The organism is Streptomyces sp. NPDC086549 (genome assembly GCF_044746205.1).
In the GTDB taxonomy this organism is placed as follows: domain Bacteria; phylum Actinomycetota; class Actinomycetes; order Streptomycetales; family Streptomycetaceae; genus Streptomyces.
The window spans coordinates 649,686-660,283 of sequence record NZ_JBIVBS010000002.1; the positions used below are offsets into that span (position 1 = coordinate 649,686).

A 10,598-nucleotide genomic window follows, 5' to 3' on the forward strand; every position below is an offset into this window, starting at 1 on the left:
TCACCCCACCCCCTTCGCCATTGAGTTGAACACGTTCAAAAACAGGTCTACAGTCATCCCTGTCAGCGTTTTGAACGCGTTCAAGAACGTTCGAGAAGGGGTGGGGCATGGACCGCACCGTCATCGCCTACGTCATCTACCTGGTCGTCAGCATCGGGCTGACCGTCTGGGTGGCCCGCACGCTCAGCCACAACGGGCGGGTCTTCCTCTCCGACGTACTGCACGGCAACGAGAAGCTCGCCGACGCCGTCAACCACCTCCTGGTGGTCGGCTTCTACCTGGTCAACCTCGGCTTCGTCGCGCTCTTCCTGAACAAGAGCGGGACCATCGAGGACACCCGGGGCATCTTCGAGGCCCTGTCGGCCAAGCTGGGCGTGGTGCTGCTGGTGCTCGGTGTGATGCACCTGGGCAATGTGTACGTCCTGAACCGGTTCCGGCGGCGCGGAGTCATGGAGCGGGAGCAGGTGCCGCCCGTCGCGCCGCAGGGCTGGGCCACGCCGGGCGCCGGGGCGTGAGCGCAGTGGGGACCGGCCGGGACCGGGGCGCCATGGGCGTCCCGGTCCGCGGGCTCACCGTGCTGTACGACGCCGACTGCTCCCTGTGCGCCCACGTGCGCGACTGGCTGGTGAAGCAGCGGCAGTTGGTGCCGCTGGAGCTGGTCGCGGCGGGGTCGGAGGAGGCCCGGCGGCGGTATCCCGGGCTCGACCACGGCGCCACCCTCGACGACGTCACCGTCGTCGGGGACGCCGGACAGGTCTACCGGGACACCGCCGCCTGGATCGTCGTCCTGTGGGCGCTGCGCGAGTACCGCCCGCTCGCGCACCGGCTCAGCACTCCGGTCGGCGCCCGGCTCGCCAAGGGCGCGGTGCTGGCCGCGGCCGCGTGGCGGGGCGCGCAGTGGGGCGGGCAGGTGTACCGGCGGGAGGACGGGTGGTGCTACGACCCGAGCCAGGGCTGGAGCTACGCCCCTCCGGGGTGCGACGGCGGGGCCTGCGCCAGTCGTTAGGCTCCTTCCGTGTCCGCGAAGAACGACGGCTCCGCAGAAGCCGGCCCCCAGAGCAAGTCCGAGCAGACCCGCGCGCTGATCCTGGAGACCGCGATGCGGCTCTTCCAGGAGCGGGGGTACGACAAGACGACCATGCGGGCCATCGCCAAGGAGGCCGGGGTCTCCGTCGGGAACGCGTACTACTACTTCGAGGGCAAGGAGCACCTGATCCAGGGCTTCTACGACCGGATCGCCGCCGAGCACCGGATGGCGGTCCGGGAGGTCCTGGCCCGGGAGACCGATCTGGAGGCACGGCTCGCGGGCGTGCTGAAGGCGTGGCTGGACGTCGCGGCGCCGTACCACGAGTTCGCGGTGCAGTTCTTCAAGAACGCCGCCGATCCCGACAGCCCGCTCAGCCCCTTCTCCTCCGAGTCGGAGCACGCGCGCGTGGAGGCCATCAGCGTCCACCAGGAGGTGCTGCGCGGGGCGAAGACCAAGGTGCCGGAGGAGTTGCGGGAGGTGCTGCCCGAGCTGATGTGGCTCTCCCAGATGGGGCTCGTCCTGTACTGGCTCTTCGACCGCACGGAGGGCAGCGAGCGCAGCTACCGGCTGGCCGCCCGCGGGGCCCGGCTCACCGCGCGGGGCGTGGCACTGGCCCGGTTCCGGGTGCTGCGGCCGCTGGTGCTGGAGGTGCACGAGCTGTTCACGGACTTCCTGCCCGGGATGACGAGGGCTCTGCCGGATCCGGCGGGCAAGGGACGGCGGGCGGAGTGATCACTTTCGGGTGAAGCGGCTCGCTCGGGACACCTGTCACCGGCCCGAATACACCGGGGGCGTGTACGCCGATCACCGCGTACACGCCCCCGGTCGGAGCGTCACTTCTCGAAGCTGGGCGGCCGAGGCTAGTTGACCGCGTCCACCTCGCCCTCCGCCAGCTCCACGTCGTACACCACCGGCCCGTCCGCCACCGTCACGTGCCGGGCCTTCGAGCCGTGCGCCCCCGCCGTCACCGCCAGCAGATAGGAACCCGGCGCCGGGACCGACACGATGTAGGAGCCGTCGGCCAGTGAGGTCACCCGGTCCAGCTGGCGGCCGCCCTTCGACAGCAGAGTCACCGAGGCGCTCTCGACGGGGTCGCCGTCGACCGTGCGGACGTAGCCGTGGATCGCCGAGGCGGGGCCGCCCTCCTGCTCAGCGGCTTCCTCGGCCTCCTCCTTCGGCTCCACCGCCAGGTGCGGGAGCCGCTTCTCCAGCCACCCCGGCAGCCACCAGTTCGCCCCGCCCAGCAGATGCATGGCCGCCGGCACCAGCGCCGTACGCAGGATGAAGGCGTCCAGGGCCACCGCGACCGCGAGGCCCACGCCCGCCGTCGCCGCGCCCGAGTCGCCGCTGAGGACGAACGCCAGGAACACACAGACCATGATCAGGGCCGCCGAGTTGATCACGCGGCTGGTCTCGGCCAGACCGACGCGCACCGCGCGCGCGTTGTCCTTCGTGTGGACCCACTCCTCGTGCATCCGGCTCACCAGGAACACCTGGTAGTCCATCGACAGGCCGAAGAGCAGGGACAGCATGATGACCGGCAGGAAGGCGTTGATCGGGCCCTCCTTGCCGAGGCCGAGCAGGTCCAGGCCCCAGCCCCACTGGAAGATCGCGACGAGGACGCCGAAGGAGGCCGCGGCCGCGATCAGGTTCATCACCGCTGCCGTCAGCGGCACGACCAGGGAGCGGAAGGCGATCAGCAGGAGCAGGAAGCCCAGGCCGATGATCGTCGCGATGAAGTACGGGAGGCGGTCGCCGGTGACCCCCGAGAAGTCCTTCGAGACCGCCGTCACACCGCCCACATGAGCCTGCACGCCCGCCTCGGGGATCACCTTGTCCCGCAGGGTGTCGATCAGCTCGTCCGTCTGCTTCGACTGGGGTGACGTCGTCGGGACCACCTGGATGACGGTGACGCCCCGCGCGGGCGGCAGCGGCGCCACCCGGGCCACGCCGGACGTCGCCTCTATGCCCTTGACGAGCTTCGTCGTGTCGCCGCCCGACGTCACCACCTGGAGCGGGCCGTTGAAGCCGGGGCCGAAGCCCTCCGCGAGCAGGTCGTAGGCCTTCCTCGTGGTCGTCGACGCCTGGTTGTTGCCCTGGTCCGTCGCGCCGAGCCGCAGCGACAGCACCGGCAGGGCGAGCGCGGCCATGAGGACCACGGCGAGCGCGGCGATCGTACGGGGGCGCTTCTCGACGCCCGCCGCCCAGCGGGCCGCGAGGCCGCTCGCCCGTTCCTGCTCGGGACCCTGTTCGGCCAGGCGGCGGCGCTGGCGGCGGCTGAGCACGCGGGGGCCGAGGAAACCGAGAAGGGCGGGCAGGAGAGTGGTGGCCGCGAGCACGCTCAACACCACCGTGAGGGACGTGCCGATCACCACGCCGTCCAGGAAGCGCAGGTTCGTCACCAGCATGCCGGCGAGCGCGATGCACACCGTGCCGCCCGCGAACAGCACCGCGCGGCCCGAGGTGTTGAGGGCGGTGACCGCGGACTGCTCGGGGTCGACGCCGCGCAGGATGCCCTTGCGGTGCCGGGTGACGATGAACAGCGCGTAGTCGATGCCGACGCCGAGGCCGATCAGGGTGGCCAGCAGCGGGGCCAGGTCCGGGATGTCGGTGGCGTGACTGAGCAGCTGGGTGGAGAACAGGCCCGTGCCCACTCCGAAGACGGCCACGCCTATGGGCAGCAGCATCGCGAAGAGCGAGCCGAAGGCCAGGAACAGGACCACGGCGGCGGCCACGATGCCGACCATCTCCGCGAGACCGGTCGGCGGCGCCTGCACCCGCTGGATCGCCTGGCCGCCCAACTCCACCTGGAGGCCGTCGCGTTCGGCACCCTGGGCGGTGTCGACGACCTTCTGCACCAGGTCCTTGGGCACGGCGTTCGCCTGGTCGGCGAAGGTGATCTGGGCGTACGCGATCCGTCCGTCACGGCTGATCTGCGCCGCGCCCAGGGTGCCCGTGTAGGGGCTGGTGACCTGGCCGACGCCCCTCATCCCGGCGATCTTCTCCAGCGCGGGCTGGATCCTGGACCGTACGTCCTGATCCCTCACCGAGCCCGTGCCGGTCTTCCACACCACCGTGTCGGTGTCGCCCGCGCTCTGCGGGAACGCCTTCTGCATCAGGTCGTACGCGCGCTTGGAGTCCGTGTTCGGCAGGGAGAAGACGTTCGCGTAGTCCGTGCCCGCCGTCGAGGCCGAGAACCCCAGGCCGAACAGCGCCCCCACCCACAGCAACAGGACCACCAGCCGGTGCCGATAGCACCACCGTGCCAATGCCTCCACGTTCAAAACTCCTTGATCTTCGGATTCGTTCGGTCGGTTGGTCCCCCAGGTCCTGGGCAACAGGATCGGGGGCGCCGCGCGCGCGTGGACATGGGACCGGCTCGACTCTCAAGGAACTCCAAAGCTGGGACCGGCCCCTGTTGTCAGTGGGCGACCCGATACTGGAGGCATGACGGCTCCAGGAACCGTGCTGGTCGTGGAGGACGAACCGAGCATCGCGGACGTCCTCGCCATCGCCCTGCGCTACCACCGCTTCGAGGTGATGACCGCGGGCACCGTCCGCGAGGCCCTCACCCTCGCCGAGCGCACCCGGCCCGACGCCGCCCTCCTCGACGTGATGCTGCCGGACGGGGACGGCCGAGCCCTCGGCCGCGAACTGCGCGCCAGACAGCCCGACCTGGCCCTGGTCTTCCTCACCGCGCGCGACTCGCCCGCCGAGATCGTCGGCGCCCTCTCCTTCGGCGACGACTACATCACCAAGCCCTTCGACATCGACGTGGTCGTCGCCCGGATCGCCGCCGTGCTGCGCCGCACCCGCCCGGCCGACGTCATCCCGCAGCAGCCGCCGCTGCGCTACGGCGACCTGGAGCTGGACGAGACGACGTACTCGGTGCACCGCGCGGGCCGCACGGTCGAGCTGACCCCCACCGAGTACGCGCTGCTGCGCTTCCTGGTGCGCAACGGCGGCCGGATAGTGCCCAAGGAACAACTCCTGCGCCACGTCTGGCAGTACGAGCACACCCCGTCCGAGTCGACCGTCGTCGAGACCTACATCAGCTATCTGCGGCGCAAGCTGGACACCCTGGGAGCGCCGGTGATCACCACCCGGCGGGGTGTCGGATACGGGCTGTCATGAGTCTCCCGCGGTGGTGCCGGCACCACGGCGTCCGTTCCCTGGGCGGCAAGCTGACCCTGACGAACGTCGCGCTGCTCGCCGTCGGCATCGTGGTGGCGACCGCGGTCAGCCTGATGGGGATGCGGCACTATCTGATCGGCCAGGTGGATTCCGAGCTGGTCAAGATGCGCGACTCGCTGGGCGGTTCGGGGCTCACCCTGAACGAGGTCGACCAGTTGAGCGTGCTCGGCGTCGTCCGTGACCGGGTCGCACCCACGGGCACCGACGGCCGGCCGACCCCCGACTCGATCTTCGCCGCGGTCGACGGCCGGGGCCGGGCCCTGACCCTCTTCGACATGAAGCCCACCGTCGCCCAGCGCGGCCTCGCGGACGCGGTGGACGATCCGCGCGCCCTCGCCGCGGACGCCGACCCGCACGACGTGACGGTGCACGGCGCCGCGTACCGCGTGACCGCGACCCGGCTCGCCGACGGTCCCTACGTCCTGCTCGCCACCTCCACCGAAGCCCTGCACCAGGGCATGGTCAAGGCCCTGAAGCTCGACCTCGCCGTCGGCACACTGCTGCTCGCGCTGCTGTGCTGTCTGACGATGTTCAGCGTCCGAAGGCGTCTGCGGCCCCTGGAGGACATGGTGGAGACCTCGTCGGCGATAGCCGAGGGGGACCTCACCCGGCGCGTGCCCTCCAGCCACCATCCGACGCAGGAGGTCGAGCAGCTGCGGCTCGCCCTCAACTCCATGCTCCACCAGGTGGAGTCGGCGTACCGGACACGCGAGCACAGCGCGGCCCAGCTGCGCCGCTTCGTCGCCGACGCCTCGCACGAGCTGCGCACCCCGCTGTCGGCGATACGCGGCTACCTCCAGCTGTACGACAAGGGCATGCTGACCGGGCCGGGCGAGCGCCGGCGTGCCTGGGACCGTATGAACGCCGAGGCGGACCGGATGGGGCGGCTGGTCGACGAGCTGCTCACTCTCGCCCGCCTCGACCAGCGGCCCGAACTGCGGCTGCGGAACGTCGACGTGAGCCGTCTGGTCCGGGACGCGGCCGACGACCTGCGGGTGCAGCAGCCGGGCCGTCCGGTCACCGTGGCCGCCGACGGCTCCCTGCTGGTGCGCGCGGACGAGTCGGGGCTGCGGCAGGTGCTGGGCAATCTGGTGGCCAACGTCCGTACGCACACGCCCGCCGACGTGCCGGTGCGGCTGGGCGTGGAGCGGGTGGACGGGGTCGTACGGCTGTGTGTGGCGGACGAGGGTCCGGGGCTGGCCGAGGAGGACGCGTCGCGTGTCTTCGACCGGTTCTACCGCGCGGGCGGCGGCGCGGGCAGCGGTCTCGGCCTGGCGATCGTGCAGGGCGTCGTACGGGCGCACGGCGGCGAGGTGGCGGTGCGCACGGCTCCCGGGGAGGGGCTGGCGGTGACGGTGACACTGCCGGCTCGGGTGACCGCACGGCTGTGAGCCCCGTGCGGGCCGACGGCTTCAGATGCCGGCCGTCACCAGCGCCCACACCGTCTTGCCGTGTCGCCCCCGGCTCCACACCCCCCAGGCCGCCGCGATGCCCTCCACGAGGCGCAGCCCGCGGCCGGCCTCCGCCTGGTCCCCCACGGCCCGCATCCGGGGTTCCTGCCGGCCCTCGTCGGAGACCTCGATGAGACAGGAGCCGTCCGCGAGGGCGGTCACCGCGACCTCGAACTCCCGCTCCGGCCGGGGGTGCCCCTGCTCGGAGAACTTGAGGGAGGGGCCGTGGCGTACGGCGTTGGTGGCCAGCTCGGACACCAGCAGGACCACGTCCTCCAGGGCCGGCTCACCGGGGCCGTGGCCCCAGTCGGCCAGCTGGTCCCGGACCCGGCGCCGGGCGAGACCGACGGAAGCCGGATGCCGGGGCAGCCGGAAGGCGTTGCGTCTCAGCACGTCCGCTCCTCACCCACCCGCACCTCCGTCACGGGATGCCGCGTCGGATGTCTGCCCCGCGCCGCTCGGCCGGATGTTCCCGCGCGCGGGACCGCGTCAGATCCAGTTCAGCCGCCACAGCCGGAACACACCGGTGCCGTCCGCGAGGTACTGGCCGCCGCCGACGTCCTCGCTGCTGACGACGTACTCCTTGCGCTGCCACAGCGGGATCAGCGGCACGTCGGCGGCCACGTCCGCCTGCAGGGTGCGGAAGTCCTGCGAGGCGAGGCCGCGGTCGGCGTACTGCTGGCTGTCCAGGATCAGGTTGTCGACGAGCTTGTTGCTGTAGCCGGTGCTCATGGTGGAGCCGGTGCCGACGAGCGGGGCGCCGAAGGTGTCCGGGTCCGGGTAGTCGGCGACCCAGCCGACCGCGTACGCGTCCAGCTTGCCGGTGGCCCAGCGCTTCTGGAAGTCGCTCCACTCGTAGCCCTGGACGTCCACCTTGAACAGGCCGCCGACCTCCAGCTGCCTCTTCAGCTCGGCGGCCTCCTCGGCGCCCGAGCCGCGTCCCTTGCCGTAGCCGAAGGTGAAGCGGACCGGGAGCGTCACGCCGGCCTGGGTGAGCAGGGCCTTCGCCTTCGCGGTGCTCCGCGTCGGATAGGCGTCGAAGAACGCCGTGGTGTGGCCGGTGATACCGGTCGGGATCAGTGAGTACAGCGGGTCGACCGTGCCGTCGTACACCGTGGCGGCCAGCTGCTCGCGGTCGATCATCCAGGCCATGGCCCGGCGGACGGCCGCGTCGTGCAGCGGCGAGCTCGCACGGGTGTTGAGGTAGAGATTGCGGGTGTCGGAGCTGTCGGACTCCGTGACGCGCTGGTCGGGGTCGCTCGCCGAGAGGCGGGACAGGACGGCGGGCGGCAGCGTCCGCGTGGCGACCTTGACCTCCTTGGCCTTCCAGGCGGCGTTCAGCTTGGCCGGGTCGGTGTAGTAGCGGAGCTCGACGGGGCTGCCGGTGCTCTTGATGTCACCCTTGTAGCGCGTGTTCGGCGCGAGTTCGGCCCGCTTGTCCTTGGTGTACCCGGTCAGCGTGTAGGGGCCGGTGCCGTCGACCTCGGTGCCGCGACGCAGGGCGTTCGGCGGGTACTTGGTCCGGTCGACGATCGAACCGGCGCCGGTGGCCACCTTGAACGGGAAGGTGGCGTCCGGCGACGTGAGATGGAAGGTGACGGTGTCGCCCTGGGCGCTCACCGAGCCGAGCGTGGACAGCAGGGGCGCCGGGCCGACGCCGGAGTTGATCTTCTTGACCCGGTCGAAGGAGTACTTCACGTCCTCGGCGGCCATCGCGCGCCCGCTCGGGAAGGTGAGCCCGGACCGCAGCCGGCACTGATACGTCTGGAGTCCGGTGCCCACGAATCCACAGCTCCGCGCCGCGTCCGGCACCGGCTCGACGCCGCCGGTGTCGAAGGTCAGCAGGGTCTGGAAGACGTTGCTGAACATGGCCCAGGAACCGGCGTCGTAGGCGCCCGCCGGGTCGAGCGACGTGACGGCGTCCGTCGTGCCGACCGTGATGGTCCCACCCGTGTCGCCCTGCGACGGCAATAACTGCCAGCCGCCCACTCCCACGGCCGCCAGTACGAGAAGCGTCGCGAGAATCCGCATGCGAACAGATCGCATGGTGGTGCCCTCCCCAGGACCTACCCTGACCCTACCCGTGGCCAGCACAAGCGCCACTCCCCTCGTGGCGCGGATCACATAATCACACCTGTTTAGCCGGGGGGAAGAGCAATCGGGTGAGATGAGAAAGAACTTACCGTGCGGCTGTTTCCGGTGAGTTTCACAGGTTATTCACAGTCAGGCGCCGCGCGAGGCCAGCTCGATCACCGTGATGTCCGACGGCGCCCCGACGCGCGTGGGCGGGCCCCAGGCGCCCGCTCCCCGGGACACGTACAACTGCGTGTCGCCGTAGCGGTCCAGGCCCGCGACGGTCGGGTTCGCGGCGGCCGCGATGAGGTTGCCGGGCCACAGCTGCCCGCCGTGGGTGTGGCCGGAGAGCTGGAGGTCCACGTGGTGCTTGACGGCCTCGTGGATCTGGACCGGCTGGTGGGCCAGGAGGACGACGGCGCGTGAGGGGTCGCGGTCACCGAGCGCCTTGCCGAAGTCCGGGCCCCGGCCCTCGCTCTCCCCCGCGATGTCGTTGACTCCCGCGAGGTCGAAGGCGGGCAGTTCCGTACGGGCGTTCTCCAGCGGATGCAGCCCGAGCCGCCGCACCTCCTCGACCCACTGCTCGGCGCCGGAGAAGTACTCGTGGTTCCCGGTGACGAAGTAGGCGCCGTGCCGCGCGCTCAGCCGGGCCAGTGGGGCGGCCGCCGGGCCGAGGTCCTTCACGCTTCCGTCGACGAGGTCACCGACGACCGCGATCAGGTCGGGCTGGGTCGCGTTGACCGTGTCGACGACCTTCTGCGCGAAACCCCGGCCGAGGACCGGGCCCAGGTGGATGTCGCTGACGACGGCGATCCTGAATCCGTGCGCGGACCGCGGAAGTCTGGCCAACGGGACCGTGACGCGCTTGACGCCCGGTCCCCGCAGAACGCCGTACGTCCCGTATCCGACGGTCGCGACGGCGGTGGTGGCGGCGGCTCCGGCGACGACTCGGGAGACGAAGAGGCGGCGGGTGAGGTCGGGGACTTCGGCGGCTTCGGGAGCTTCAACGGCTTCGAAAGCCCCGGCGGCTTCGGGGGCTTCGGCGGCGGAGCCCTTGGGGGCGGGCCCTGCGGGCCGGGGTGCGGTCGCCGAGGGGCCGTCGACGTCACCGGGGGCCGCGCTCTCGGCCGCCACGGCGACGACGCTCGCGGTCTCGGGCTCCGGCTCTTCGGCCGCGGGCGACTGTACGGGGGCCCGCCGCTCCACGAGCCGTCGCAGCAGGGGCCGTACGACCTCTCCCGCCACCACCGCCAGCAGGAGGTAGAGCGACAGCGCCATCCACAGGAAGCCGGGCCAGGCCAGGGTGCGCTGGAGCCAGAAGGGGGCGCCGGAGCGTTCGGCCACCAGCGCCGTGATCATCAGCGTGGGGCCCGCGACGAAGACACCCGTGCCCACGCGGCGGGCGAGGCCCGGACCGCGGGTCGCGTCGCGGACCAGACGGCGCCAGACGTACCAGTGCAGCGCGGCCACGAGGGCCAGGACGGCCAGGACGGCCAGGACGGCCAGGGCGAAGACGATGACCAAGCTGCCGTATCCCCCGCTATGACTTCCGGCGCAGTGCGCGCAGTCCGCGCAACCCGATGACCCCGATGACCGTCCCCAATACGAAGGAAACGACCGCCAGCGTCAGGTGCACCCAGAAGTAGGCCGTCGGGTGGCCGTCGTCGAAGGCGAGCCCGCTGCTGTCCTTGGTTAGATTCTTGATGAAAGTGACCCAGATGACCCAGCTCCACACCCCGAAGGCGAGCAGGAACCAGGAGACCGGGCGGCTGAGCTTCATACGACCAGTATCGCCGTCGGCCGTCCGGATCCGTGCCCGGGGTGGGAGGTCGGGTGGGACGTCACGGTCCGCT

10 protein-coding genes are annotated in these 10,598 nt (G+C 71.2%); 5 read left to right on the forward strand and 5 right to left on the reverse strand.

All coding sequences use genetic code 11. The features are described 5' to 3' along the window. The first annotated feature begins 107 nt into the window (after window positions 1-107). Genes ACIPSA_RS09650 through ACIPSA_RS09660 form a run of 3 tightly spaced genes read left to right on the forward strand, consistent with a single transcriptional unit; the run spans window position 108 to window position 1,759 of the window. Window positions 108-515, forward strand: a complete 408-nt coding sequence (locus ACIPSA_RS09650) for a hypothetical protein (protein WP_402631037.1) — start codon at window positions 108-110, stop codon at window positions 513-515. A 32-nt stretch (window positions 516-547) separates the two neighbouring features. Next, window positions 548-1,006, forward strand: a complete 459-nt coding sequence (locus ACIPSA_RS09655) for a thiol-disulfide oxidoreductase DCC family protein (RefSeq protein ID WP_402631734.1) — start codon at window positions 548-550, stop codon at window positions 1,004-1,006. Window positions 1,007-1,015: 9 nt separating this feature from the next. Further along, window positions 1,016-1,759, forward strand: a complete 744-nt coding sequence (locus ACIPSA_RS09660) for a TetR family transcriptional regulator (protein WP_402631039.1) — start codon at window positions 1,016-1,018, stop codon at window positions 1,757-1,759. Between the two features lie 128 nt (window positions 1,760-1,887). Here the strand turns inward: ACIPSA_RS09660 and ACIPSA_RS09665 are convergent, their stop codons facing one another. Continuing rightward, entirely contained in the window at window positions 1,888-4,296 is a 2,409-nt protein-coding gene (locus ACIPSA_RS09665) for an MMPL family transporter (RefSeq protein WP_402631737.1), read from the reverse strand. A 178-nt stretch (window positions 4,297-4,474) separates the two neighbouring features. Between ACIPSA_RS09665 and ACIPSA_RS09670 the strand changes: the two genes are divergently transcribed. Together ACIPSA_RS09670 and ACIPSA_RS09675 are read left to right on the forward strand one after the other, a co-directional pair. Further along, window positions 4,475-5,161 carry a response regulator transcription factor gene (locus tag ACIPSA_RS09670; RefSeq protein WP_402631042.1) on the forward strand — a complete coding sequence of 229 codons (687 nt, stop codon included), beginning with the start codon at window positions 4,475-4,477 and terminating at the stop codon, window positions 5,159-5,161. Next, window positions 5,158-6,612, forward strand: a complete 1,455-nt coding sequence (locus ACIPSA_RS09675) for a sensor histidine kinase (protein WP_402631045.1) — start codon at window positions 5,158-5,160, stop codon at window positions 6,610-6,612. Before ACIPSA_RS09670 ends, ACIPSA_RS09675 begins: the two co-directional genes overlap by 4 nt. Window positions 6,613-6,633: 21 nt before the next feature. On the opposite strand, the gene ACIPSA_RS09680 is transcribed toward ACIPSA_RS09675, so the two are convergent. The 4 genes from ACIPSA_RS09680 to ACIPSA_RS09695 form a co-directional block, all read right to left on the reverse strand. Further along, a complete protein-coding gene (locus tag ACIPSA_RS09680; RefSeq protein WP_402631048.1) occupies window positions 6,634-7,065 on the reverse strand; it encodes an ATP-binding protein in 432 nt (143 codons plus the stop codon). Window positions 7,066-7,161: 96 nt separating this feature from the next. Continuing rightward, entirely contained in the window at window positions 7,162-8,718 is a 1,557-nt protein-coding gene (locus ACIPSA_RS09685; RefSeq protein ID WP_402631051.1) for an ABC transporter substrate-binding protein, read from the reverse strand. A 177-nt stretch (window positions 8,719-8,895) separates the two neighbouring features. Beyond that, window positions 8,896-10,269, reverse strand: a complete 1,374-nt coding sequence (locus tag ACIPSA_RS09690; protein ID WP_402631054.1) for a metallophosphoesterase — start codon at window positions 10,267-10,269, stop codon at window positions 8,896-8,898. 16 nt (window positions 10,270-10,285) lie between these two features. Next, the gene (locus ACIPSA_RS09695) at window positions 10,286-10,525 is read right to left on the reverse strand and encodes an SCO4848 family membrane protein (protein WP_402631057.1); all 240 of its coding nucleotides are present in this window, start codon (window positions 10,523-10,525) and stop codon (window positions 10,286-10,288) included. Between the last annotated feature and the right edge of the window lie 73 nt (window positions 10,526-10,598).

What these genes read in the sequence shown, in the direction of transcription:
- ACIPSA_RS09650 (WP_402631037.1), top strand. Translation starts at nt 108, where the DNA reads ATGGACCGCACCGTCATCGCCTACGTCATCTACCTGGTCGTCAGCATC.
- ACIPSA_RS09685 (WP_402631051.1), bottom strand. Translation starts at nt 8,718, where the DNA reads ATGCGATCTGTTCGCATGCGGATTCTCGCGACGCTTCTCGTACTGGCG.
- ACIPSA_RS09670 (WP_402631042.1), top strand. Translation starts at nt 4,475, where the DNA reads ATGACGGCTCCAGGAACCGTGCTGGTCGTGGAGGACGAACCGAGCATC.
- ACIPSA_RS09695 (WP_402631057.1), bottom strand. Translation starts at nt 10,525, where the DNA reads ATGAAGCTCAGCCGCCCGGTCTCCTGGTTCCTGCTCGCCTTCGGGGTG.
- ACIPSA_RS09675 (WP_402631045.1), top strand. Translation starts at nt 5,158, where the DNA reads ATGAGTCTCCCGCGGTGGTGCCGGCACCACGGCGTCCGTTCCCTGGGC.
- ACIPSA_RS09655 (WP_402631734.1), top strand. Translation starts at nt 548, where the DNA reads ATGGGCGTCCCGGTCCGCGGGCTCACCGTGCTGTACGACGCCGACTGC.